General features: G+C 64.6%; 21 protein-coding genes and 1 pseudogene. 8 read left to right on the top strand and 14 right to left on the bottom strand.

The features are described from left to right. Positions 1–81 precede the first annotated feature (81 nt). From AC0L17_RS05685 to AC0L17_RS05665, 5 genes are all read right to left on the bottom strand, one after another. Positions 82–651, bottom strand: coding sequence for a NifU family protein (locus tag AC0L17_RS05685; RefSeq protein WP_023796710.1), 570 nt, complete (start codon positions 649–651; stop codon positions 82–84). Between the two features lie 134 nt (positions 652–785). After that, the gene (locus AC0L17_RS05680) at positions 786–1,277 is read right to left on the bottom strand and encodes a universal stress protein (RefSeq protein WP_023796709.1); all 492 of its coding nucleotides are present in this window, start codon (positions 1,275–1,277) and stop codon (positions 786–788) included. Positions 1,278–1,365: 88 nt separating this feature from the next. Next, positions 1,366–2,448 carry a tryptophan--tRNA ligase gene (gene trpS, locus AC0L17_RS05675; RefSeq protein ID WP_473515105.1) on the bottom strand — a complete coding sequence of 361 codons (1,083 nt, stop codon included), beginning with the start codon at positions 2,446–2,448 and terminating at the stop codon, positions 1,366–1,368. Positions 2,449–2,845: 397 nt separating this feature from the next. Beyond that, positions 2,846–4,429, bottom strand: a complete 1,584-nt coding sequence (gene murJ / locus AC0L17_RS05670; protein WP_473515104.1) for a murein biosynthesis integral membrane protein MurJ — start codon at positions 4,427–4,429, stop codon at positions 2,846–2,848. Between the two features lie 46 nt (positions 4,430–4,475). Continuing rightward, the gene (locus tag AC0L17_RS05665) at positions 4,476–7,277 is read right to left on the bottom strand and encodes a [protein-PII] uridylyltransferase (RefSeq protein ID WP_473515103.1); all 2,802 of its coding nucleotides are present in this window, start codon (positions 7,275–7,277) and stop codon (positions 4,476–4,478) included. Positions 7,278–7,383: 106 nt separating this feature from the next. Between AC0L17_RS05665 and AC0L17_RS05660 the strand changes: the two are divergent. From AC0L17_RS05660 to AC0L17_RS05650, 3 genes and pseudogenes are all read left to right on the top strand, one after another. Then, positions 7,384–7,854: pseudogene (locus AC0L17_RS05660) on the top strand (HAD-IC family P-type ATPase); the annotation flags it as partial. A 43-nt stretch (positions 7,855–7,897) separates the two neighbouring features. Next, positions 7,898–8,299, top strand: coding sequence for a CopM family metallochaperone (gene copM / locus AC0L17_RS05655; RefSeq protein ID WP_473515102.1), 402 nt, complete (start codon positions 7,898–7,900; stop codon positions 8,297–8,299). Positions 8,300–8,368: 69 nt separating this feature from the next. Next, entirely contained in the window at positions 8,369–9,214 is an 846-nt protein-coding gene (locus tag AC0L17_RS05650; RefSeq protein WP_473515101.1) for an aldo/keto reductase, read from the top strand. Positions 9,215–9,440: 226 nt separating this feature from the next. On the opposite strand, the gene mutS is transcribed toward AC0L17_RS05650, so the two are convergent. Continuing rightward, positions 9,441–12,128, bottom strand: coding sequence for a DNA mismatch repair protein MutS (gene mutS / locus AC0L17_RS05645; RefSeq protein WP_473515197.1), 2,688 nt, complete (start codon positions 12,126–12,128; stop codon positions 9,441–9,443). Between the two features lie 205 nt (positions 12,129–12,333). Between mutS and AC0L17_RS05640 the strand changes: the two genes are divergently transcribed. Next, positions 12,334–14,613, top strand: coding sequence for an NADP-dependent malic enzyme (locus tag AC0L17_RS05640; RefSeq protein ID WP_473515100.1), 2,280 nt, complete (start codon positions 12,334–12,336; stop codon positions 14,611–14,613). Positions 14,614–14,630: 17 nt separating this feature from the next. Here AC0L17_RS05640 and AC0L17_RS05635 read toward each other — a convergent pair whose 3' ends face one another. After that, a complete protein-coding gene (locus AC0L17_RS05635) occupies positions 14,631–15,623 on the bottom strand; it encodes an adenosine kinase (protein ID WP_473515099.1) in 993 nt (330 codons plus the stop codon). A gap of 210 nt (positions 15,624–15,833) precedes the next feature. Here AC0L17_RS05635 and AC0L17_RS05630 point away from each other — a divergent pair, with 210 nt between their 5' ends. After that, complete coding sequence (locus AC0L17_RS05630; protein WP_473515098.1) at positions 15,834–16,529, top strand: sulfate transporter family protein; 696 nt, start codon at positions 15,834–15,836, stop codon at positions 16,527–16,529. A 100-nt stretch (positions 16,530–16,629) separates the two neighbouring features. Here AC0L17_RS05630 and AC0L17_RS05625 read toward each other — a convergent pair whose 3' ends face one another. The 6 genes from AC0L17_RS05625 to AC0L17_RS05600 all read right to left on the bottom strand — a co-directional run bounded on the left by AC0L17_RS05625 (position 16,630) and on the right by AC0L17_RS05600 (position 21,306). Beyond that, positions 16,630–17,625: a proline racemase family protein gene (locus AC0L17_RS05625; RefSeq protein ID WP_473515097.1), complete on the bottom strand. Its 996-nt coding sequence runs from the start codon at positions 17,623–17,625 to the stop codon at positions 16,630–16,632. A gap of 14 nt (positions 17,626–17,639) precedes the next feature. Next, positions 17,640–18,443, bottom strand: coding sequence for an isocitrate lyase/PEP mutase family protein (locus AC0L17_RS05620; protein ID WP_473515096.1), 804 nt, complete (start codon positions 18,441–18,443; stop codon positions 17,640–17,642). A gap of 69 nt (positions 18,444–18,512) precedes the next feature. Further along, a complete protein-coding gene (locus AC0L17_RS05615; protein WP_473515095.1) occupies positions 18,513–19,361 on the bottom strand; it encodes a hypothetical protein in 849 nt (282 codons plus the stop codon). An 85-nt stretch (positions 19,362–19,446) separates the two neighbouring features. Further along, positions 19,447–20,115, bottom strand: coding sequence for an HAD family hydrolase (locus tag AC0L17_RS05610; protein ID WP_473515094.1), 669 nt, complete (start codon positions 20,113–20,115; stop codon positions 19,447–19,449). A gap of 150 nt (positions 20,116–20,265) precedes the next feature. Further along, positions 20,266–20,751: a dUTP diphosphatase gene (gene dut / locus AC0L17_RS05605; protein ID WP_473515093.1), complete on the bottom strand. Its 486-nt coding sequence runs from the start codon at positions 20,749–20,751 to the stop codon at positions 20,266–20,268. An 84-nt stretch (positions 20,752–20,835) separates the two neighbouring features. Further along, positions 20,836–21,306 carry an Lrp/AsnC family transcriptional regulator gene (locus AC0L17_RS05600; protein ID WP_473515092.1) on the bottom strand — a complete coding sequence of 157 codons (471 nt, stop codon included), beginning with the start codon at positions 21,304–21,306 and terminating at the stop codon, positions 20,836–20,838. 115 nt (positions 21,307–21,421) lie between these two features. Here AC0L17_RS05600 and AC0L17_RS05595 point away from each other — a divergent pair, with 115 nt between their 5' ends. From AC0L17_RS05595 to AC0L17_RS05585, 3 genes are all read left to right on the top strand, one after another. After that, positions 21,422–21,676, top strand: a complete 255-nt coding sequence (locus AC0L17_RS05595; protein WP_473515091.1) for a DUF6356 family protein — start codon at positions 21,422–21,424, stop codon at positions 21,674–21,676. Between the two features lie 15 nt (positions 21,677–21,691). After that, a complete protein-coding gene (locus AC0L17_RS05590; RefSeq protein ID WP_473515090.1) occupies positions 21,692–22,492 on the top strand; it encodes a class II glutamine amidotransferase in 801 nt (266 codons plus the stop codon). 167 nt (positions 22,493–22,659) lie between these two features. Next, the gene (locus tag AC0L17_RS05585) at positions 22,660–24,084 is read left to right on the top strand and encodes an amidase (protein WP_473515089.1); all 1,425 of its coding nucleotides are present in this window, start codon (positions 22,660–22,662) and stop codon (positions 24,082–24,084) included. Here the strand turns inward: AC0L17_RS05585 and AC0L17_RS05580 are convergent. Beyond that, positions 24,026–25,102 (bottom strand): NAD(P)/FAD-dependent oxidoreductase, encoded by a 1,077-nt coding sequence (locus AC0L17_RS05580; protein WP_473515088.1) that lies wholly within the window; start codon positions 25,100–25,102, stop codon positions 24,026–24,028. The genes AC0L17_RS05585 and AC0L17_RS05580 overlap by 59 nt on opposite strands. Positions 25,103–25,222 lie beyond the last annotated feature (120 nt).

Raw genomic sequence — 25,222 nt, 5'->3', positions numbered from 1 at the left:
ACTGACGTCCCAAAACAAAAAACCGGGCAATTTGGCCCGGTTTTTTGTGTCGCGCGAAGGGCGAATTGTCGTCCTTTGATCTTAAGAGACCTGTTCGACCTGCTGCACCTCGGGCACAAAATGCCGGAGCAGGTTCTGGATGCCGTGCTTCAGCGTCGCCGTCGACGACGGGCAGCCGGCGCAGGCGCCCTTCATGTGCAGGAACACGGTGCCGTTCTCGAAGCCGCGGAAGGTGATGTCGCCACCGTCCTGGGCGACGGCCGGACGCACCCGCGTGTCGAGCAGTTCCTTGATGGTGATGACCAGTTCCTCGTCGGCCTTGTCGTAGAATTCGCCGGTCTGGCTGGTCTCGGCGGCGGGGCCGGCCCTGGCCATGACCGGCGCGCCGGACATGAAGTGCTCCATGATGGCGCCGAGGATCGCCGGCTTCAGATGCTGCCAGTCGGGGCCGTCCTTGGTCACGGTGACGAAATCATAGCCGAAGAAGACGCCGGTGACGCCGGGGATCTCGAACAGCCGGCCGGCCAGCGGCGAAGCCGCGGCGGCGCTGTCGGCATCGCGGAAATCGGCGGTGCCTTCGACAAGCACTTCCTTGCCGGGCAGGAACTTCAATGTCGCCGGATTTGGCGTCGATTCGGTCTGGATGAACATGGACGTCTCCGAGCCCGTTCGGGCAGATAGTTTGGAATAATTCTAAATAGGCCCTATCGGCAGGACATTCAAGCGAAAGCCATCGCCGGAACGGCTGGCTGGGAGAATGTTTTTGCGGTCTTCTGCAACACACCTTAGGCGAGGCTGTCGATTTCTTCGTCCGACAGGTTCTGCGGCACCACTGTCACCGGGATCGGGAAGGCGGCGCCCTTGCCGGCGACCGCGCCGACCAGCGGGCCCGGCCCTTCCTTGCCGGCGCCGGCGGCCAGCACGAGGATGGCGATATCCTGGTCCTCCTCGATCAATTTGTGGATCTCTTCCGTCGGCTTGCCTTCGCGCACCACCAGTTCCGGCTCGATGCCGAGCTTCTGGCGCACCTTGTTGGCATAGCTGTCCAGTGCGGCGCGCGCGGTGGCGGTGGCCTCCTCGCGCATGATCTTCTCGACACCCAGCCAATGCTGGAAATCGTCCGGCTCGATCACATAGAGCAGCACCAGCACGCCGCTGGTGCTCTGCGCGCGCTTCGAGGCGTAGACGACGGCCCGTTCGCATTCGGGCGTGTCGTCGATGATCGCCAAAAACTTGCGGCGATGGCCGGCTTCGCGGCTGAGGCGTTTGGAGACCATACTCTACCCCAAATGGTTTCGGTCGCAATCTGCCACCGCCACGGCCCGGCCGCAAGCGACTGGCGGATGTAGCGATATTGGCTGCAGATTAACCCTGCAGCAGGCCGATGATGTCGCGCACGGTCTTCATCGTCGCCTCGGCCAGCAGGCCGGCCCGCTCGCCGCCATCCCTGAGCACCGCGTCGACATAGGCGCGGTCGCCGGAAATGCGGCGCATTTCGCCGGCGACCGGCGCCAGCTTTTCCACGGCAAGGTCGGCCAGCGCCGGCTTGAATACCGAAAACTGCTGGCCGCCGAACTCTTTCAGCACTGCCTCCTTCGATATCTCGGCGAGACCGGCATAGATGCCGACCAGGTTTTCGGCTTCCGGCCGGCCGGCCAGGCCGTCCAATTCGCCAGGCAACGCCTCCGGGTCGGTCTTGGCCTTGCGGATCTTCTTCGAGATGCTGTCGGCATCGTCGGTCAGATTGATGCGCGACAGGTCCGACGGATCCGACTTCGACATCTTCTTCGAGCCGTCGCGCAGCGACATGATACGCGCCGCCGGTCCGCCGATGATCGGTTCGGTCAGCGGGAAATAGCCGTTCACGGTCTCCTCGCCGACCTTCATCTCGACGCCGACGCCAAGGCCGGCGATGCGGTCGGAAAAGTCGTTGTTGAATTTTTGCGCGATGTCGCGTGTCAGTTCCAGATGCTGCTTCTGGTCATCGCCGACCGGCACATGGGTGGCGCGGTAGACAAGGATGTCGGCCGCCATCAGACTCGGATAAGCGAGCAGCCCAAGCGAGGCGTTCTCGCGATCCTTGCCGGCCTTGTCCTTGAACTGCGTCATCCGGTTCATCCAGCCGATGCGGGCGACGCAGTTGAAGATCCAGGCAAGCTCGGCGTGCTGCATGACCCGCGACTGGTTGAAGACGATGTGCTTCTTCGGGTCGATGCCGGAGGCGAGAAACGCCGCGGTGATCGCGCGCGTCTGGTCCTTGAGATCCTCATGGACAAGCTGCGCGGTCAGCGAATGCAGGTCGACGACGCAATAGATGCAATCGGAGGTGTCCTGCAGGGCGACGAATTTCTTGATGGCGCCGAGATAGTTGCCGAGGTGCAGATTGCCGGTCGGCTGGACGCCGGAAAAAACGAGGGGCTTGAAGGCAGGCTGATTGGCGTCGGTCATGGTGCTTCCCTGGCTTGTGGAGGGCCGTTTCGCGCGCGGCGAAAGTCTTGCGACGGCGCGCTTATGGACGAGAGCGAGTAGACGATCAAGGGGCTGTAGGCGATCGCAGCAGAGCGATTGCTTCAGGTCGGATTGCTTGTCCGATGTTGTTGGCGCCGCGCTTGTTGCGCCCGTCTCGGCTTGACAGGTCGGCGCCGCCCCTCATTGTCCTGCCGGACATTTCTCCCCGTATAGAGACGGGGAGAAGACACACCGTCGACGGTTTCGCCAACGACAGGCGTTGCAGGAAGGGCGCCGAGGGCGGCCAGCTTCTTTCTCCCCGTTTACGGGGAGAAATGCCCGGCAGGGCAATGAGGGGCAGCGCCGACATCGATATGGTAGTCGACGGGGTCGGAGACTATTCCCTGGTCGAAGGGGAGCCCTTCCGCCTGATATTGCGCCGGATCATGCCGAAATCGGCGCCGCCGATGGCGAAGGCGGTGACGAAGTAGAGCAGCGCCCCGCCGGCGACGAGCCCAAGCAGCGTTGCCGCCTTGACCACCAGCGGCGAGCCCGAAGCCAGTTGGGCGGCAAACCAGTGTTCGGCAAAATACAGCCCCGTCGCCATCACCGCGGCCGACAGCACCAGCCGTGGGATGCGTCTCATGAGCGGCACGTCGCGGCCCCAATGGCCGCGCCGGATCAGCACGCCGAGCAGCATCAGCGCGTTGACCCAGCCGGCGACGGCCGAGGCGACGGCGATGCCCGGCGCGCCCATCTGCGGAAACAGCGTCAGCGCGGTGGTGACGTTCACCGCCACCGAGATAGCGGCGAAGATCATCGGCGTGCGCGTGTCCTCGCGGGCGAAATAGCCGGGGGTGAACGCCTTGATCAGCACGAAGGCCGGCAGCCCCAAGCCGAAGATCGCCAGGATCGCCGCCACGATCGGCGTCGAGTTGTTTGCGGCAAACGCGCCGCGTTCGTAGACAAGCCCGACGATCGGCTCCGCCATGACCAGCAGTGCCGCCGCCGCCGGCAAGGTCAGGAACAGCGTGAACTCCACCGACCGGTTCTGCAGATTGGCCGCCTCGATCAGATTGCCCGACTTCAGCGCCCGCGACAGTTCGGGCAGGAGAACGATGGCGACGGCGATGCCGACGACGCCGAGCGGCAGCTGATAGATGCGATCGGCATAGGCGAGCGACGACACCGCACTGTCCTGGGCCGAGGCGATTGCGGTGCCGATCAACTGGTTGATCTGGGTGATGCCGCCGGTGATCGCCGCCGGCAGCGCCAGGATCAGCAGCCGCTTGACATTGGGCGTCATCCTAGGCCGGCGAAAGCCGATCGAGATGCCGGCATGGCGCACCGCCACCCAGACGATCGCCAGTTGCACCAGCCCCGCCGCCAGCACGCCCCAGGCCAGTGCGAAGCCAACGCTGCGCGCGTCCGATCCCTTGTGCCAGGCATAGGCGAGCACGCCGATCAGGATGACGTTCAGGAACACCGGCGCCACCGCGGCGGCGAAATAGCGGCGCAGCGAATTCAGCATGCCGGCCATCATGGCGCCGAGCGACATGCAGATCAGATAGGGAAACATGATGGTCGCGAGCCGGACCGTCATCTCGAACTTTCCCGGCGAGTCGGCAAAGCCCGGCGCCACCAGGTAGCGCACGATCAGCGGCATCGCCAGTTCCATGGCGATGGTCAGCCCCAGCAGCGCCGTGAACAGCACGCCGAACACCTCTTCAGAAAAGCGCTTGGCGCCTTCGGTGCCGTGGGTTTCGATCTCCTTGGCGAACAGCGGCACGAAGGCGGCGTTGAAGGCGCCTTCGGCAAACAGCCGGCGAAAAGTGTTGGGAAACTGGAAGGCGGCGTTGAAGGCGTCGGCGATCGGCCCGGTGCCGAGCGCGGCCGCCATCAGCATCTCGCGGCCAAAACCGAGGGCGCGGCTCATCAGCGTGCCGGAAGCGACCGTCGCGAACTTTTTGACAAGGCTCATGCGTCTGGAGACTGCCTGCAGGATTGGGACAAATGAGTGGTGGCTGTCACTCGGCCGCAGCCTTGGCCTTGCCGCCGCGCTCGGGCACGGTGGCTTCGAGGACGGCGATCAGCCTGTTTTTGATGGCGGCCATCCGCGTCGGGCTGTCGATCTTCTGGCCAGTGAGATCGGTGACATAGAAGGTGTCGATGACCTTTTCGCCGAAGGTGGTGATGTGTGCCGAGGCGATGTCGAGCGACAGGTCGGACAACGCCCCGGTGATCTCGGACAGCAGGCCCGGCCGATCCAGCCCCTCGACCTCGATCACCGAGAACCGGTTCGACAGCGTGTTGCGGATTTCGGCGCGCGGCTGGATGCGGAAGACCTTGGCGCCGCGCCGCGGCTTGGTGCGCTTTTCGATCATTTCCGGCAGCCAGCTCTTGCCCGACAGCACGTCCTCGATCAGGCGGCCGACGCGCTCGGCGCGGCGGCGCTCGTCCTCGTCGCGGTCGAATTCCCTCGAGATCAGGATGGTGTCCAGCGCGCGGCCATCGGAGGTGGTGAAGATCTGCGCGTCGACAATGTTGCCGCCGGCCGCCACACAGGCGCCGGCAATGACCGACAGCAGGCGGGGATGGTCCTGCGCCAGCACGGTGATCTCGGTCACCGCCTCGAACTGATGGGTCTTGATCATCGTGGCGAGCTTCTTGCCCGCCGCATCCGCCTCGCGGATGAATTCGGCGTGGCGAAGCTGGTCGGCGAGATCGACCGCCAGCAGATAATTCTCATAGTGCTTGGCGACATAGCGCTTGCGGGCCTTTTCCGGCCAATCGGCGAGCGCCTCGGCCAGCTTTTCGCGGGCGGCCGCGGTGCGCATCGCACGCGACACCTCCGAAAACCCGCCGGTCAACAGCAATTCGGTCTCGTAGTAGAGCGTGCGCAGCAACTGCCCCTTCCAGCCGTTCCAGACGCCAGGCCCGACGCCTCTGATATCGCAGACGGTCAGGACGAGCAGCAGCTTCAGCCGTTCGACCGACTGCACGATCGCGGAAAAGTCCTCGATCGTCTTGCGGTCGTTGAGGTCGCGGGTCTGCGCGGTCATCGACATGACGAGATGGTTCTCGACCAGCCAGGCGATCGTTTCGGTGTCGGCCGCCGACAGCCCCATATGCGGGCAGATCCGCCGCGCGATCCGGGCGCCCGCTTCGGAATGGTCCTCGGGCCGGCCCTTGGCGATATCGTGCAGCAGCACCGCGACATAGAGCGCCTCGCGGCTTTTCTTCAGCCCCGGCATCAGCGAGTGGGCAAGCGGGTGGACCTTTTCACCGTCGCCGCGCTCGATCTCGGCCAGCACGCCGATGCAGCGGATCAGGTGCTCGTCCACCGTATAGTGGTGGTACAGCGAGAACTGCATCATGGCGACGATCTTGCCGAAATCCGGGATTAGCTTTGCCAGCAGTCCCGCCTCGTTCATGCGCCTGAGATTGAGTTCGGCATTGCGGTCCGACGTCAATATGTCGAGGAACAGCCGGTTGGCTTCCTCGTCGCGCCTGAGCGCCTTGCCGACGAGGCCGAGCGAACGGGTCAGCAGCTTCAGCGCATCGGGGTGAAATTCCAGCCCGTGCTTGTCGGCGAACCAGAACAGCCGCAAGAGATTGACCGGATCGCGCTCGAACACCAGGTCGTCGGCGATGTTGATGCGATGGTTGTCGACAATGAAATCTGACGTGCCGGCAAGCTTGCGCTTGCGGCGCGAGAAGGTGAGGAAGATACGGTTGAAGCCCGGCACATGCTTGGCCTGCTCTTCCTCGAGCGCCGCGCAGAAGATGCGGGTCAGATCGCCGACGTCCTTGGCGACGAGGAAGTAATGCTTCATGAAGCGCTCGACCGCCGACAGGCCCGGGTGTGTGGTGTAGCCCAGCCGCTCGGCGATCTCGCGCTGGATGTCGAAATGCAGCCGTTCCTCGGCCTTGCCGATGAGGAAATGCATGTGGCAGCGCACCGCCCACAGGAAGTCCTCGGCCTTCTGGAATTCCCGGTATTCGGTGCCGGTGAAGACGCCCTTGTCGACCAGTTCCTCGCCGGTGCGGACCCGGTAGAAATACTTGCCGATCCAGAACAGCGTCTGCAGGTCGCGCAGGCCGCCCTTGCCGTCCTTGACGTTGGGTTCGACCAGATAGCGGCTTTCGCCGGCCTTGGCATGACGCTCGTCGCGTTCGGCAAGCTTGGCCTGCACATATTCGGGTCCGGTCGTGCGCACCACCTCGCGGTCGAAGCGCTGCAAGAGCTCGTCATAGAGTTTCTGCTCGCCCCACAGGAACCGCGCCTCCAGGATCGAGGTGCGGATGGTGATGTCGGTGCGCGACTGCCGCAGGCATTCGTCGATGTTGCGGGTGGCGTGGCCGACCTTCAGCCCCAGATCCCACAGCACGTAGAGCATGTATTCGACGATCTGCTCGCCCCATGGCGTCTGCTTGTAGGGCAGCAGGAAGAGCAGATCGATATCGGATCCCGGCGCCAGCGTGCCGCGGCCATAGCCGCCGACCGCGACGACGGCCATGCGTTCGGCCGATGACGGGTTTTTGACGCGATAGACGTGAGTGGCGGCGAACTCGTAGAGCGCGCGGATGATTTCGTCCATGAGATGCGACAGCCGGGCGGCGCAGGCAGTGCCGCTGCCGTCGTCCATCAGCATGCGTTCGGCGATGCTGCGGCCGGCGGCCAGCCTGCCCTTGAGAAGCTGGAGAACACCGGCACGCGCAGCCTTGCCGGAGCCGTCGCCTACCGTAGCCTCAGTCAGCGCGGTCATCTCGCGGCGCAGGGCTTCGCCGTCGATCAGTTCGTCGAGCTTTAGAGAGATTCTTGCCATAAGTGCCGTTCGGCCTCACCGTTTTGGCGGCGTCTATAGCGCGTTTTCGCGGCGCTGGGTATGGGGCGGACGGACACCCTCTCCACGGGCGTCGTCGATGGCATGCGAACGCACGGCGAAGGCCATCGCAAGCAAACTCGGCATCGACGAGGTGCGTGCCGGCCTGCTGCCGGAACAGAAGAGCGCGCTGGTCGAGGAGTTGCGCGCCAGCGGCGGCGGCGTCGCCATGGCCGGCGACGGCGTCAACGACGCGCCGGCGCTGGCCGCCGCCGATGTCGGCATCGCCATGGGCACCGGCGCCGATGTCGCGGTCGAAAGCGCCGGGATCACGCTGGTCAAGGGGGATCTCAACGGCATCGTCCGAGCCCGCACGCTCGCCCAGGCGACGATCCGCAACATCCGCCAGAACCTGTTCTTCGCCTTCCTCTACAACGTGCTTGGCGTGCCGGTCGCCGCCGGCGTGCTCTATCCGCTCACCGGCACACTGTTGTCGCCGATGCTGGCGGCAGCGGCGATGAGCCTGTCCTCGGTTTCGGTGATCACCAACGCGTTGCGGCTCAGGACGTTGAAACTCTGAGCCAAGTCCCCAGATAGGAACTCGTTCAAAAAGGAGATCATGAATGACGTTGGCCAAGAAGATCGTGCTGCTGCTGATGGCGGCCGGAATGCTGCTTGCCGTTTTCCTGGAAAGCATTCCGTCGCAAGCCCAGGAGACGAAACACGACATGGGGGCGCACGACATGGGGGCGATGGGCGCGCAGGGTGCCTCGACCGACAGCTACAAGGCGGCGATGGACAAGATGCACAGCGCGATGACGGCGATCGAATATTCCGGCAATGCCGATGTCGATTTCGCCCGCGGCATGATCCCGCATCACCAGGCGGCTATCGACATGGCCAAGGTCGAGCTTGCCAATGGCAAAGATCCGGAAATGCGCAAGCTGGCCGAAGCGGTGATCGCGGCGCAGGAAGCCGAGATCAAGCAGATGCAGGATTGGCTGGCCGCCCATCCGGTGAAGTAGCATCAGAGCGGGAAGGACTTTGATCTGGATTTCTCCCCGGCTGCCATCGGGCCTCGACTGGAGCACGCCATGCCGTCAACGATAAGAACCACAACATTGCCCTCGGGCGAAGCCGTTCCCGTGCTCGGTCAAGGCACCTGGAAAATGGGCGAGGACGCCCGCCGCCATGCCGATGAGGTCAATGCCCTGAAGCTTGGGCTGGATCTCGGCATGACGCTGATCGACACCGCCGAAATGTATGCCAGCGGCGGCGCCGAGGAAGTGGTGGCGGATGCTATTGCCGGGCACCGCGACGAGGTGTTCCTGGTTTCCAAGGTGCTGCCGTCCAACGCCTCGCGCACCGGCGTGCCGGCTGCCTGCGAGGCAAGCCTCAGGCATCTGCGCACCGACCGCATCGACCTCTATCTGCTGCACTGGCCCGGCAGCGTGCCGCTGGCGGAAACGGTCGAGGCCTTCGAAGCGTTGAAAAAAGCCGGCAAGATCCGCCACTGGGGCGTTAGCAATTTTGACACTCATGAGATGGAGGAACTGGTCAGCCTGCCGGCCGGCGACGGCGTCCAGACCAACCAGATCCTCTACAATCTGTCCCAGCGCGGCCCCGAATTCGACCTTGCGCCCTGGAGCCGGCAGCGTGGCATTCCGCTGATGGCCTATTCGCCGGTCGACCAGGGCGTATTGGCGCGCAACGCCAGCCTCGAAGCCATCGCCACCCGCTACGATGCGACGCCGGCTCAGCTGGCGCTGGCCTGGGTGATGGCACAGGACGGCGTCATCGCCATTCCAAAGGCCAGCAAGCAGGAGCATATCCGCCAGAATGTCGCGGCGCTCGACATCGAGCTTACGCGTGAGGATTTCGCCGAAATCGACCGCGCCTTCCCGCCGCCGCGGCGCAAGTCGGGCTTGGCGATGATTTGAGGGGAGGGCGGGACCAGAAGCCAAGGTAGCGTTCTACGGCGCCCCCCTCTGTCCTGCCGGACATCTCCCCCACAGGTGGGGAGATCGGCCGTCATCTCGGCTTTCGCCAATTCGCCAACGTTGAAAGAGGAGCGGGACGGCGAAGCTGCCGATCTCCCCACCTGTGGGGGAGATGTCCGGCAGGACAGAGGGGGGCGCCGTAGAGCGCTATCCTACGAAGCCCACTCTACTTCCCCGCCATTCCCTTCAGCCGATACAGCGCCTCCAGCGCCTCCCGCGGCGTCATCTCGTCGGGGTTGATCGCGCCGAGCGCGGCGCCCAGTGCATCGTCCTTCACCGGCTTCGGCGCTTCCCGTTTCACCGCCACCGAAAACAGCGGCAGATCGTCGACCAGCCGATTGGCCTTGCCTGAAACCTCGCCAGCTTCCAGTTGGTGCAGCACTTCCCTGGCCCGCCCGACCACCGCCTCCGGCAAGCCGGCCAGACGCGCCACCTGCACGCCGTAGGAGCGGTCGGCGGCACCCTTGCCGACCTCGTGCAGGAAGACCACGTCGCCTTCCCATTCCTTGACCCGCATGGTGACATTGTGCAGTCGAGCGAGCTTGCTGGCCAGCGCAGTCATTTCGTGGAAATGGGTGGCGAAGATCGCCCGGCAGCGGTTTTTTTCGTGCAGATACTCGACCGCCGCCCAGGCGATCGACAGGCCGTCGAAGGTGGCGGTGCCGCGGCCGATCTCGTCGAGGATCACCAGCGCGCGTTCGCCGGCCTGGTTGAGGATCGCCGCCGTTTCGACCATCTCGACCATGAAAGTCGAACGGCCGCGCGCCAGGTCGTCGGAGGCGCCGACACGTGAAAACAGCCGGTCGACGACGCCGATATGGGCTGATGCCGCCGGCACGAACGAGCCGGTCTGGGCGAGGATGGCGATCAGCGCGTTCTGCCTGAGGAAGGTCGATTTGCCGCCCATATTCGGGCCGGTCAGCAGCCAGATCGCGCCGTTTTTGGCATTGCCTTCCGGCGACAGATCGCAATCATTGGCGACGAACGGTCCTTCGCCCGAACGCCGCAGCGACTGTTCCACCACCGGATGCCGCCCGCCCGAAATGGCGAAGGCGAGGCTCGCGTCCACGATGGGTCGGCACCATGCCTCGCTTTCGGAAAGCAGCGCCAGCGCCGCCGACACGTCGAGCACGGCGAGTGCTTCGGCGCCGGCGCGGATCTTGTCCGCCTCGCCGACGGCTTCCGCCGTCAGCCTGTCGAAGGCGGCAAGCTCGATCGCCAGCGCCCGGTCGGCGGCATTGGCGATCTTCAATTCCAGCTCGGCCAGTTCGGTCGTGGTGAAGCGCATGGCGTTGGCCATCGTCTGGCGATGGATGAAGCGCGCCTTCGCCCCGTCGCTGCTCGTCATGATCGCATGGTTGTTGGCGGTGACTTCGATGTAGTAGCCAAGCACATTGTTGTGCCGGATTTTCAGCGAGCGGATGCCGGTTTCGTCGATCAGCGAGCGCTCCAGCCCGGCGATCACCTTGCGCGATTCATCGCGCAGCGCTCGCATCTCGTCGAGCTCGGCGTTGTAGCTGGAACGGACGAAGCCACCGTCGCGCTTGAGCAGCGGCAGCTCGTCGGCGAGCGCCCGTGTCAGATGCTCGGCCAGCGGGCGCGGCAGCGCCTCGATCGCCGCCAGCGCCGCCGCCAATTCTGGCGACAGGGCGGTCGTCCCAAACAGTTCGGCAATAGCGCCGGCGGCCTCGAACCCGGCACGCAGCGCGCCGAGATCGCGCGGGCCGCCGCGGTTGAGCGCCAGCCGCGACAGCGCGCGTGGCATGTCGGCGACGCTCTTCAGGCTCGCCCGCACCGCCTGGCACAGCCGTGTCTCGGACCGGAAGAACGACACCGAATCCAGCCTTGCGCCAATTGCCGCCGGATCGGTCAGCGGCGCCATCAGCCGGTCGGCGAGCAGCCGCGCGCCGCCGCCGGTCACCGTGCGGTCGATCGCCTTGAACAGCGAGCCCTCGCGGCTGCCGGACAGCGTGCGCAGCAGTTCCAGATTGGCGCGTGTCGCCGGATCGATGAACAGCGTCGAACCCTGCTCCTCGCGCTCGGGCCGCGACAGCGGCGGCCGCTCGGCCTTCTGCGTCTTCTCGACATAGGCGATGGCGCCTGAGATCGCCGACAGCTCGGCGCGGGAAAACGTGCCGAAACTGTCCGGCGTCGCCACCTCGAAGAAACGGGCGATGCGTCCGGCGGCCGACGCCGAGTCGAACAGGCTCGGCGGCTGCGGACTGGCGATGCGGCCGAGCACATCGAACACCGGTTTCAGCTCCGGATCGTAAAATACCGGTTCGGCGACGATCAGCTCGCGTGGGTCGACGCGAAAGACATCGGCGAGCAGCCGGTCGGCGCTGGTCTCGGCAACGCGGAAGGCGCCGGTCGAGATCTCGATCCAGGCCAGCGCAAAACTTCCTTGGTTCCCTGTCGCGCTGCCGCGATCCCCGCTTCTTTGTTCGGCTCCGCCCTTGACCCGGCCAAGTGCCATCAAGAAACTCGATTCCGACGGCGCCAGCAATTTGTCCTCGGTGATGGTGCCGGGCGTTACCAGCCGCACCACGTCGCGGCGCACCACCGATTTGCCGCCGCGTTTCTTCGCCTCTGCCGGATCCTCGATCTGCTCGCAGACGGCGACGCGGAACCCTTGTCCAATCAGCTTCTGCAGATAATCGTCGGCGGCATGCACCGGCACGCCGCACATCGGGATGTCGAGGCCCTGGTGCTTGCCACGCTTGGTCAGGACGATGCCGAGCGCCCGGCTCGCCTTCTCGGCGTCGTCGAAGAACAGCTCGTAGAAATCGCCCATGCGGTAGAACAGCAGCGAATCCGGGTTCGCCGCCTTGATCTCGATATACTGCTCCATCATCGGCGTTGCCGGCGCAAAGGCCGGCGTAGCGCTGTCGCTGCGAATGGGCGTTTCGTCGTTCAAGAAGTTGCTTCCAAAATTTCCCAAGCCATCTGCTTGGCGGTTTACAGCGGCGAAGTGTAGCCTTAATCCCGAACGTTCCACAAAAGAAAGCACCGCGCCCGTCTCAACGAGGTGCTGCACGGGTGAGGAAATCGAAAGCATCATGGCCAAGAAAACCGAAAGCAACGGCCCCTCCGTCAGTGCGCAGGAGGCGCTGGAATTCCACGCCATGGGCCGCCCGGGCAAGCTGGAGATCGTCGCCACCAAGCCGATGGCCACCCAGCGCGACCTCAGCCTCGCCTATTCGCCGGGCGTCGCGGTTCCGGTGCTTGCCATTGCCGAGGATCCCAGCCGCGCCTTCGACTACACGGCGCGCGGCAACATGGTCGCCGTCATCTCAAACGGCACCGCCATCCTTGGCCTCGGCAATCTCGGCGCGCTGGCCGCCAAGCCGGTGATGGAAGGCAAGGCGGTGCTGTTCAAGCGCTTCGCCGATGTCGATTCGATCGATCTCGAGGTCGACACCGAGGATGCCGAAGAGTTCATCAATTGCGTGCGTTTCCTTGGGCCGTCGTTCGGCGGTATCAATCTGGAAGACATCAAGGCGCCGGAATGCTTCATCATCGAGCAGCGGCTGCGCGAACTGATGGACATACCGGTCTTTCATGACGACCAGCACGGCACCGCCATCATTTCGGCGGCCGGCCTGATCAACGCGCTGGAAATCACCGGCCGCGACATGAAGACCACCAAAATGGTCTGCAACGGCGCCGGTGCCGCCGGCGTCGCCTGCATCGAGCTGATGAAGGCGATGGGCTTTGCGCCCGAAAACATCATCCTGTGCGACACCAAAGGCGTCGTCTTCCAGGGCCGCACCGAAGGCATGAACCAGTGGAAGTCGGCGCATGCCGTCAAGACCGACGCGCGCTCGCTGGCCGAGGCGCTCGACGGTGCCGACGTGTTCCTCGGCCTCTCAGCCAAGGGCGCGCTGACCACCAGGATGGTGCAGTCCATGGCCGAGAAGCCGATCATCTTCGCCATGGCCAACCCCGATCCGGAGATCACGCCGGAGGAAGTCGCCGAAATCCGCGCCGATGCCATCATGGCCACCGGCCGTTCGGACTATCCGAACCAGGTCAACAACGTGCTCGGCTTCCCTTACATCTTCCGCGGCGCGCTGGACGTGCGGGCGACCACCATCAATGACGACATGAAGATCGCCGCGGCGCGTGCGCTCGCCGAACTGGCGCGCCAGGATGTGCCTGACGACGTCGCCGCCGCCTACCAGGGCATGCGGCCGAAATTCGGCCCCAACTACATCATCCCGGTGCCGTTCGACCCGCGCCTGATCTCGGCCATTCCGATCGCGGTTGCCAAGGCCGCGATGGAATCCGGCGTCGCGCGCAAGCCGATCCTCGACCTCGACCGCTACGCGCAGGAGCTTTCCGCCCGCCGCGATCCGATCGCCTCGACCCTGCAGCGCATCTACGACCGCGTGCGCCGCCAGCCCAAGCGCATCGTTTTCGCCGAGGGCGAGGAGGAGCAGGTGATGCGCGCTGCCGTCTCCTATGTGAGCCAGCGGCTCGGCACCGCCATCCTGCTCGGCCGCGACGACATCATCAAGGAGAACGCCAGGAACGCCGGCATCGAACTGAACAAGCAAGGCATCGAGATCATCAATGCCAGGCTGTCGCGCCGCAACGGCGTCTACACCGACTATCTGTACGAGCGCATGCAGCGCAAGGGTTTTCTGTTTCGCGACTGCCAGCGCCTGATCAACAATGACCGCAACCATTTCGCCGCCTGCATGGTGGCGCTGGGCGATGCCGATGGCATCGTCACCGGCGTCACCCGCAACTACTCGACGGCGCTCGACGACATCCGCCGCATCATCGACGCCAAGCCCGGCCACCGTGTCATCGGCGCCTCGATCGTGCTGGCGCGGGGCCGAACCGTGATTGTCGCCGACACCGCCGTGCATGACATGCCAAATGCCGAACAGATCGCCGACATCGCCGAGGAGGCCGCCGGCTTTGCCCGCCGCATGGGTTATGAGCCACGGCTGGCCATGCTTGCCTATTCCACCTTCGGCCATCCGCAGGGCGAGCGCTCCGAACGCATCCAGGAAGCGGTGCGCATCCTCGACAAGCGGCGCGTCGATTTCGAATATGACGGCGAGATGGCCGCCGACGTGGCGCTCAGCGCACGCGCCATGGCGCAATACCCGTTCATCCGGCTGACCGGCCCGGCCAATGTGCTGATCATGCCGGCCTTTCACTCGGCCTCGATCTCGACCAAGATGCTGCAGGAGCTCGGCGGCTCGACCGTTATCGGCCCGCTGCTGGTCGGCCTGGACAAGCCGGTTCAGATCGTCTCGCTCAACGCCAAGGACAGCGACATCGTCAACATGGCGGCGATTGCCGCATATACGGCGGGGGCCTGAGGCGCGAGCGCCTCTTCCTAAATCAGGCCTGCCTGCTCAGCCTCGTGGCGTAAATTCTGCCGCGGCCTTGGCCCGATCTGCTGGATCACCAGCCCGGCCGCCAGCGAGCCGAGATCGCCGCAATGCTTCAGGCTGCGGCCTTGTGTGTAGCCGTAGAGGAAGCCGGCGGCATAGAGGTCGCCGGCGCCGGTGGTGTCGACCAGTTCGCGGATTTCCGTCGCATTGATGGTGACGGTCTCGTAGCCGCGCACGATGACCGAGCCCTTTTCGGAGCGGGTGACGGCGGCGATCTTGCAATCCTTGCGGATCTGGGCCAGCGCCTCGTCGAAGGAGGCGGTCTGGTACAGCGACTTGATCTCGTGGCTATTGGCAAAGACGATATCGACGGTGCCCGAGCGCATCAGCTCCAGAAACTCCTCGCGGTAGCGGTCGACGCAGAACGAATCCGACAATGTCATCGACACTTCGCGCCCGGCTGCGTGGGCGAGCTTCGCCGTCTGCCGGAATGCTTCCTTGGCGCGCGGCGGGTCCCACAGATAGCCCTCGAAATAGGTGACGGCGGCGCCCGACGCCTTATCCGCCTCGACATCCTCCGGACCGAGCTCGACGCAAGCGCCGAGATAGGTGTTCATCGAGCGCTCGCCGTCCGGCGTGACGAAGATCATCGAGCGCGCCGTCGGCGGTTGGCCATTGAGCGGCCTGGTGTCGAAGGCCACGCCCTGGGCGTGCATGTCATGGGCGTAGATTTCGCCGAGCGTGTCGTTCGAAACCTTGCCGAAGAAGGCGGCGCGGCCGCCGAAGCTGGCGACGCCCGCCGCCGTGTTGCCGGCGCTGCCGCCGGAGGCTTCGATGGCCGGGCCCATGCGGCTGTAGAGCAGTTCGGCGCGCCTCGTGTCGATCAGGTTCATCGCGCCCTTGATGATGCCGTTCGTCTCAAGGAATGCCTCGTCGCACTGGGCGATGATGTCGACAATGGCATTACCGATACAAAGCACGTCATAGTTCGGCATCAATCATGTCTCCGCGAAAAACCACCGGCTTTCTGGCATGCCGGCCGCGGGCGGGTCTAGCGATTTGATGCGGCTTTGCCTAGGCCGTGATTTTTGAATGGCGTGACGCCGCACTTGGTTGTGCCCTTGGGTTGCGCCCTTTTGGTTGCGCTTGTGACTTCTCGTGTCTCCGCTTATTTCGCAGATGTTCAACATGGAATTGGAAACGCCGTGATCTCCAGCGCCGCCCGCGCCGCCGCCAGCCAGCTGTTCTCGCCCGAATTCCGCTCGGTGTTCGTAAAAACGTTGGGCCTGACCTTGCTGGCGCTCGCCGCGCTTTGGTTCGCCATCGAGGGCCTGTTCGAATGGCTGGCCTGGCCATGGATCGACGCATGGCTGCCCGCCCTGCCGTCCTGGGCCGGATGGCTTGGCTTCATCGTCGCCGGGACCGGACTGGCGCTGGGTCTGGCGCTGCTGATCGCGCCGGTGACGGCGATCATCGCCGGCCTGTTCCTCGACGACGCCGCCGAACTGGTCGAGCGCACGGACTATCCCAATGACCCGCCCGGCCGCGCCATGCCGGCGCTGCGCTCGCTGGTGCTGGCGATAAGATTCTTCGGCGTCGTCATCGTCGGCAACCTTTTGGCCTTGCTGCTTCTGCTGGTGCCGGGCATCAACATCGCTGCCTTCTTCATCGTCAACGGCTATCTGCTGGGACGCGAATTCTTCGAATTCGCCGCCATGCGCTTTCGCCCGGAGGCCGAGGCCCGGGCATTGCGCAAAAAACATGCCGTCACGGTGTTTCTCGCCGGGCTGGTTGTCGCTGCCTTCCTCGCGGTGCCGCTGCTCAACCTTTTGACGCCGCTGTTCGCCGCCGCCATGATGGTGCACCTGCACAAGGCGATCTCGGCGCGGGAAGCAGCGTAGGAGTGCTGATGCTCAGGTGAGGCCGGCCTGCGAATGCCGATGGCCTGCGCTTCCGGGGCGTACCCAACGGTACGCTTGGTTCGGTTTCTCGGGGCCGGCGCTAGCGTAAAAGAAAACCACGTCCCAACTCGTCCTCGGGTTCGACGATGAATTCGGCCCGGCCGCTGTAGAAGGCGCGGCCGCCGACGCGGGCGATGATGGCATCATGCGGCCCGGCTTTCGCGGTCCTCGCCACGCTGCCGGAAAAGCGCGAGCCTGCAACACTCTCGAACACCCGCGTCTGGCCGGCGATTTCGCCCTTGGCATGCATTGCCGTCAGCCGCGCGGCGACGCCCGATCCGGTTGGCGAACGGTCGACCTCGGCGTCGGCGAAGACGCAGATGTTTTTGGTCGGGCTATCGGAATATGCGTCCTGTCCGTCGGTCAGGATGGTGCCGTAGAGAAAGGCAAGGTCGGCATGGTCCGGATGCGACAGCGGGAATACTCTCTTCAGCCTCTCCGTCAGCGCCGTCGCCGCATCGACGAAATCACGCACGCGGTTTTCGCCGAACACCAGCCCGAACTGCCGGCAATCGGCGAGCGCATAGAAGGCGCCGCCATAGGCGATGTCGAAGCTGATTGCCCCGAAGCCCGGCAATTCGACCTGCTGGTCGCGGGCGAACAGAAAGGCCGGCACGCTTTCGAACGATACAGCACCGGCCTTGCCGTCTTGCACCTCGACCGAGGCGACGACCAGTCCGCACGGCGCCTCGATGTTGACTGTCGTCAGCGGCTCCTGCCGCGCCACCAGTCCCTCGTCGACGGCGTAGCGGCCGAGCGCGACGATGGCGTGGCCGCACATCGTCGAATAGCCCTCATTGTGCATGAACAGCACGGCGAGGTCGGCGCCGGGCAGGTCGGGTTCCACCAGCAGCGCGCCATACATGTCGTGATGGCCGCGCGGCTCGAACATCAGAATCTTCCTGAGATGATCGAGGTGATCGCGCACATAGGCGCGTTTTTCCAGGATCGTGCCTGCAGGAATCCTTGGATAACCACCGGTGACGATCCGCAGCGGCTCGCCGCCGGTGTGCATGTCGACGACGCTGAGCGTCATGCGTTGGGCCCTATCTAAGCTGAAGATTCGGCAAACAACGCCTGCAGCTTGCCGAACGGCATGGCGGTGCGGGTGAAGCCAAAGGTGCCGTCCTGCTGGATCTCACGCGCCGCCGTTTCCAGCATGCCGAAGGCATAATTGGTCAGCCAGGGCCCGAGCGAAATGCGCTTGACCCCTACCAGGGCAAGATCGGCGACGGTGAAGCCGGGCCTGACCATGACGTTGACCGGCTTGGTCAGAGCCGAGCAGACGGTTTGCACCGTCTCGATATCGCCGAGGCCTGGCGCGTAGAGCACGTCGGCGCCGGCCTTCTCGAAGGCCTGCAGCCGCTTGATCGTGTCGTCGATGTCTGGCCTGCCCCACAGAAAATTCTCGGCCCGCGCGGTGAAGACGAAGTCATGCTTCAGCGCCCGTGCCGCCTCCGCTGCAGCGGCGACGCGCTCGACGGCATGCGAAAATTCATAAATCGGCTTGTCGGGCTCGCCGGTGTGGTCCTCGATCGAGCAGCCGGCGAGGCCTGCCGCTTCGGCTGCGAAGACAGTTTCCGCGGCACTTGTCGCGCTGTCGCCCTTGCCCTTCTCGAGGTCGGCCGAGACCGGCAGGCCGGTCGCCGCGGTCACCTCGCGGCAGTGGTGGATCATCGCCTCGAAGGTCACCGCGCCATCGGGCAGGCCGCGCGAAAAGGCAAAGCCGGCGCTGGTCGTCGCCAACGCCTTGAAACCGAAGGAGGCCAGCAGTTTCGTCGTGCCGACGTCCCAGGGGTTGGGCATGACGAAGATCGAACTGTGCAGGTCGCGAAAGATTTTGCCCTTGTCCATGGATGCTCCCCGGAGTGCGAAGCGCATTTTATCCCGCCACTGCCCGCCGGGCAAACGAATGCGATTGGGTCAGAAGCGATTGGCGTTCTCTCCTGCCAATTTGTCCAGTGCGTCGGACCCCTTGACGTATGCGGTCCCGTCCCAATGGTAGGTGACGGAGATGTCGCGCGAGGAAGCCTCGGGCGCCGCATCGTCGCAGCTTTCGCCATTCGGCATGGTGGCATCGGTCACCGTCGCCTTGATGGCCGCATAGGGCTGGCCTTCCGCAACGGTCTGAAACGCCAACTCCTGCGTGCGCCTGTAGGCGCACAGGGACTCGTCGAACGTAGAGATCATGTCGATCAGCTCGAACCTGTCGTCGCGGACCAGGATCAGCGGCGTGCTCACATAGCCCTGGCTCGAATTGAAATGCGTGCTCAGGGTGATGATGACGTCATCGCCTAGCCCGATCGAAAGCTTGCCCGGATCGCGGAAATAGGTGCTCCGGTCGACGGCGACATTGACAGCGTCGAGCAGTCTCGGCTTGCCGGCAAGATCGTAGAGCGCCAGCACCGCAAAGCCCTCTGCGCTGTCGGAGGAACTGCCGAGGTCGAACAGCATGGCCAGCCGTTCCTTGCCGCCGGCCCTGATCTGGAGCACGCCAGCATCGGAAAAGCCCGACGTTTCGGGCGGCGAGCCACCGCTATCCCCACCTTCGATATGGCGCATCTCGATCGGCATGGAACCACGGTAGAAGCCATCCTTGTCCGCCGCCAGATCGGGAATGACCATCCTGGCGAGGTCGAGATAGGTCGTGTTCTCGTGGCCGGGGAGGGTGCTGCCAAGGTCCGGGAAGCTGACGCCCTGCGCGCCGGCCGCGGCCCACAGACACGGCAGCAGCAAGCAGGCGAGGGTGAAGCGAAACAGGATCGAGTTCATAGGCTGGGCGCCTCCCACTGTCGAACATTGGCAAGCTAGCATGGGCGCCTGGCGCGTCCAGCCGGATAAAAACCTGAAGACCAGATCAGGGGATCGGCACCAGCCCGGCCAGCTCGCGCATGTCGTCAAACAGGATGCCGCCGGCCTCGGTCAGGCCGACGCGGTCGGAATGCGGGTCGCCGTAGTAGGAAAATACGCGCATGCCGGCGGCAATGCCGGCTAATGTCCCGGCGACGCTGTCCTCGATGACGATGCAGTCGGCTGGCGGGAAGCCCATCGTGCTTGCGGCATGCAGGAACAGGTCGGGAAAAGGCTTGCCGCGCGAAACCATGGTCGAGCTGAACAGTGCACGCTCGAACAGCGGCAGCAGCCCGGTCTGGCCGAGCGTGATGTGCATTTTACTCACCCGCGCCGACGAAGCGACGCAAGTTGCGATGCCGGCAGCGTGCACGGCTTCGATGAACTGCCTGACATAGGGGACGGCTTCGACGCCATGCGCGAACAGGTCCGGCAGACCGGCGTTCCAACGGTCGACGAAATCGGCGCCGAGGCTGGCGCCGGTCGCCTCGACTTCCTTCTGCACCGAGACCATGGCGCGGCCGGAGAAGTTCTTGCGGCAATATTCGAAGCTTGCCGGGTAGCCGGCGGCGCTGAGCCATTCGGCGAGGCGCCGATTGGCCAGATTCTCGGTGTCGACCAGAACCCCGTCGCAATCGAAGATGACGAGTTTGGGAAGGGATCGTGTTTCACTCATATTGAACCATTCTGCCGGAGGGAATTCGGGTCAAGGTCGAGGCCTTCGGCGTGGGCCGTGCTGGTGGCACGGCCAAGTCCGAAGGCCGAAGGATTTGGCTCGAATTAACCCTGCAGAATGGTTCAATATGAGTGAAATACGACCCAGACATCAGGCCGTGCCGGTCGATCCGAAGCCGCCGGAGCCGCGCGTCGTTCCGCCGGCCAAGCTGCGCTCATCGACCGTCGCCTGCGTCACCGGGGCGAAGATGATCTGCGCGATCCGCATGCCGCGCGTCACCGCGAAATCCTCGTCGCCAAGATTGATCAGCAGCACCTTGACCTCGCCGCGATAGTCGCTGTCGATGGTGCCCGGCGTGTTGAGGCAGGTAAGCCCGTGCTTGAAGGCGAGGCCCGAGCGTGGCCGGACCTGGCCTTCCACCCCCTCCGGAATCTCCAGGATCAGCCCGGTCGGCACCAGCGCGCGTTTTCCCGGCAGGATCAGCAGCGGCCGGTCGTCCGGCACCGCGGCGCGCAGATCCATGCCGGCGGCGCCCGGGCTTTCATAGGCGGGAAGCGGCAGGCCTTCACCGTGCGGCAGCCTGATGAAGCCGACGGACGGACCGATGACGGAGGAAGTGTAGAGTGCTGCGCGCATGAGGCTGATCCTATCGCTGTCAACGCCGATTCAGTCAACTCGGCGGCCAGACTATCAACGGCTTTCTTTCAGCGCAGTTCCGTTTCAGCGCAGTTCTACGGGGACGATGGTCGTCTCCTTGATCTCCTCCATGACGAAGGACGCCGAAACATCCGACAGCGCCACCTTGGCGATAAGTCGCTGATAGAGCCGGTCATACGCCTTCACGTCGGCGACGCGGGCACGCAATACATAATCGAGGTCGCCGGACATGCGGTAGACGCCGGTGATCTCGGGAAAGCCGCTCACTGCCGCCCGGAATTTTTGCAGCCAGTCCGGATCATGATTGGAGGTCCGGACCAGGATGAACACCGAAAGGCCAAAGCCAAGCTTGTCGGCATCGACCAGCGCCACCCGGCCGGTGATGACGCCGTCTTCCTCGAGCCGCTTGACGCGGCGCCAGCAGGCGTTGCGCGACAGCGACACTCTTTCCGACAATTGGTCGACCGACAGCGTGCCGTCGCGTTGCAACTCGGCCAGCAATCTTCGGTCGATCTCATCGATTTCCAGAGACATGTGGGATGCTTGTCCCATTATTTGGCCAAACACAAGGATGATTTGGGACCGATGAACCGAAAGCTCGTGCCAGAATACTCAGCATCGGGGGCTTACCCAGCCAGGAGGGATCACCATGACGACACGGCTTGCAAGGCTCTTTACCTCTCACCCGGCCAAGGTGGGCGAGACCTATTTCAGCCATATGGCTTTCGCGGCGTGGTTCTGCTCGCGTCTGTTCATGGCAGCGTTCGCCGCACTCGTTCACGCTTTCTTGCCGTTTCTGTGTGAGACTACGGCCAGCCGAATCGTCCGCGAGCTCTATGAGCGCACGCACAACAGAGGCACACACGCGATCAAGGAGCCTGCGGCTCGAATGGATCGCGCCTGAGGGGGGATTAAGCAGATGTGCCGGTGGGCGGCCTACCTTGGCGAAGCGGTTTTCCTGGAAGACATCGTCACGGCGCCCTGCCATTCGCTGATCGCCCAGAGTCATTGCGCCCAGGAAGCCAAGTCGCCGACCAATGGCGATGGCTTTGGTCTCGCCTGGTACGGCGACCGGCCCGAACCGGGCCTGTATCGCGACATCCTGCCGGCCTGGTCCGATCCCAATCTGAAGAGCCTGTGCCGCCAGATCAAATCCGGCCTGTTCCTGGCCCATGTGCGCGCCTCGACCGGCGGCGCCACCAGCCGCATGAACTGTCATCCCTTCACTGCCGGCCGCTGGTCGTTCATGCACAACGGCCAGATCGGCGGCTTCGAAAGAATCCGCCGCGCGCTGGAAAACGCGCTCTCCGACGATGTCTTCGATCGGCGCGAGGGCACCACCGATTCCGAACTTTTCTTTCTCCTGATGATCGACGAGGGTCTGGCGGGCGATCCGCAAGGCGCGGTGTCGCGCGCTACGGCGCGGGTGATCGACGCCTCGCGCCGCGCCGGCTTCGAACCGGCGCTGAGACTTACCGCCGCCTTGTCGGACGGCGAATCGCTCCATGCGGTGCGCTATGCGACCGATGCCCACGCGCCGACGCTCTACACCTCCGTCTTCCGCAACGGCGGCGGGCGATGCCTGATGTCGGAGCCTTTCGACCGTGATGGCGGCGACTGGCAGCCGATCCCGCCCTCTAGCTTCGTCACCATTACCAGAGACGGCATGACCACTCGTCCATTTGCGCCGGAACCGGCAAGACTGGCGCTGGCCGTGTAGCTCCCTCGCTATCGCGGCAACATCGCGGGACAGCGCCCCTCAACAGACCCTCGCAGCGCAATTCCGATCAAGCACCACCTGTCCTCGAATGCTGAACTCGGCTTGAAGACGCGCCGTAGTCCGCCATTTGGTGAGGCTGGCGCCGCTAGCAAGCCGGAGCATTGGTCATGGACCTCGTCTTTTCCTCCACCAGAGACTTGGCTGCCGCGATCCGCGACCGCAAGATTTCCGCCGTGGAAGCGCTGGACGCGCATTTGGCTGAGATCGACAGGCATAATGAGGCGGTCATCGCGGTCGTCACGCTCGACAGGGAAGGGGCTCGCGCTCGCGCGAAGAAGGCCGACGAAGCGCAGGCGCGCGGCGACGCTCTCGGGCCGCTGCACGGCGTGCCGTTCACGCTGAAGGACACTCACGAAACACTGGGGATGAAGACGACGGTCGGCTTCCCGCCTTTTGCCGACTATGTGGCGAGAAAAGACAGCCCGGTCGTTCTCAGGTTGAAGGCGGCCGGCGGCGTGCTGGTCGGCAAGACAAATGTCGCAACGATGCTGGGCGACTGGCAGTCGAACAACCCGCTTTTCGGCCGCACCCGTAATCCGTGGGATCTATCGCGCACCGCCGGCGGCTCCAGCGGGGGAGCGGCGGCAGCACTTTGCGCGGGCATGACGTCATTCGAACTCGGCACCGACATGCAGGATTCGATCCGCCTGCCGGCAGCCTTTTGCGGCGTCTACGGGCTCAAGCCGACCGAGCATCGCGTCTCCCTGGCCGGCGCCTTTCCCAATCCCGGTGGCGTACCGCGCGGCGTACGGCTGATGTCCTGCATCGGTCCGCTGGCCCGCAACGTCGAAGATCTGGCGCTGATCCTGAGGATCATTGCAGGACCGGATGGCAGCGACACCGACCTTGCCCCGGTGCCTGTCGAGGGCACCCCGGAGGTCAATCTCAAGACCCTGCGCATCGCTTTCGCGCCGGCCTTTCCGGGTTTTCCGGTAGCCGGCGAGATCAGGGCCGCGGTCGAAAGTCTGGCCGAGCAACTCAAGTCTGCGGGGGCAGCCGTCGAGGAAGCAAGACTGCCGACGCTCGATCTGCATGACGATCTAACGCAAGGCGGCGCGCTGATCGGCATGATGCTGGAGGCTGCGCAGCCGGAGCCGCCAGAAGAACCGACACCGGTCTCGCGCTGGTTCGAAGCGCTCGCCCGCCGCGACCAGTCAATCCTTGCCTGGGACCGGTTTTTCGAAGGTTGCGATGTCTTGCTTTGTCCCGTCGCCATGACCACGGCCTTTCCGCATTGCGAGCCGGGAACACCAATCAAGGTCGATGACAGGGAGCAGAGCTACTGGCTGCTGCCAGCCTATGGCGCGGTGTTCAACTACAGCGGCCACCCGGCACTGTCGATGCCCTGCGGGCAGGACCGCGACGGCCTGCCCATCGGCCTGCAGCTGGTCGGCCGTCGCTGGTCAGAATCGCGGCTGCTTGGCATCGCCAGGGCGATAGCGCCGCTGAGCGGCGGTTTTCGCCGCCCCCCGGCTATTGAGCAAACCGCGTCAGCCCATAGGGCTCAAGCAGCGGATCGCGCGCGTCATTGAGGATTTCCCGGGCGGCGAACAGGCCGACCGCAGGCGCCAACGTGATGCCCGAATGCATGACCGCGACATAGAGGCCGCTCACGCCTTGAGCCCGCCCGATGATCGGAAAGCCGTCGACGGGCGTCGGCCGATAGCCGACGGTGTGAAAATCCAGTTCCAGCCGGTCGGCGCCGCGCAGCATGGTTTTCATCGACGCATACAACTCGCGGGCTGTGGCTTCGGCATCCATGCCCGGATCGGCGCCGCCGAAATCCGAGCCGGCGATGATGCGGCCCTCGGCAGTCTGGCGGATGTGCAGCCGGTCGCCGATCACCAGGCCGTTGAGCAGCTTTTCGTACGGGCGTGAATGGACGATCAGGCCGGGCGGCGTCTCGATCGGCAGTTTTAGCCCGGCCGTCGCCGCAATTGCCGCAGAGCCGGCGCCGGCCGCGATCACCACCTCGTCGGCGACAATCCGTCCGCCTGATGTATCGACGCCGCTAATCCTGCCATTGGTCTGTATCAGCGCGGTGACTGTCGTGCCGGTAATCACCCGCGCGCCAAGTCGCTCGGCGTCGGCCAGCAGTGTCTGCGTGGCCGCGACCGGTTCGGCCACGCCCTCCCCAGCGACGTGAAGGGCGAAGTCGGGAAGCTCGGTCAAATTGGGCTCTATACGTGCGGCTCCCGCGCGGTCGACGCGCTCGATCCCGTAGCCCCAGGCGGAATGCTCGGCGGCATAGGCCTCAAGCTCGGCCGGCGGCAGGTCCCAGCACAGGCCGCCGCACCAGGCGAGCGGAATGCCGGGCACGTCATGAGCAAGCCGCGTCCATTCGGCCATCGAACGGGTACGCAGCCGGAAATACGGTTCTGGATTGCCCCAACTGGCATTGATCCAGGCAAAGGAATTCGGCGTGGCGACACCGCCGGCGCCGCTGTCGGCAATGATCGTCACGTTCGCGCCAGCCTTCGCCAGATGCCAGGCGATGGACGCGCCGATGATGCCGGCGCCGACAACGATGACGTGCTTGGCTGCGCTCATGGATGGACCTTTATCGAACCGCCTCTTGTTGATGCCATTGCGGCGGACCTATCTCAAGGCCGGGCAACCGCCCAAAATTGTTCGACAGGCTGCAAAAGCGCTGCTAGAAGCCCGCGCACC

The organism is Mesorhizobium sp. WSM4829 (assembly GCF_055811475.1).
The sequence above is the reverse complement of the archived record's forward strand: the minus strand, read 5'-3'. Positions and strand labels throughout refer to the sequence as shown.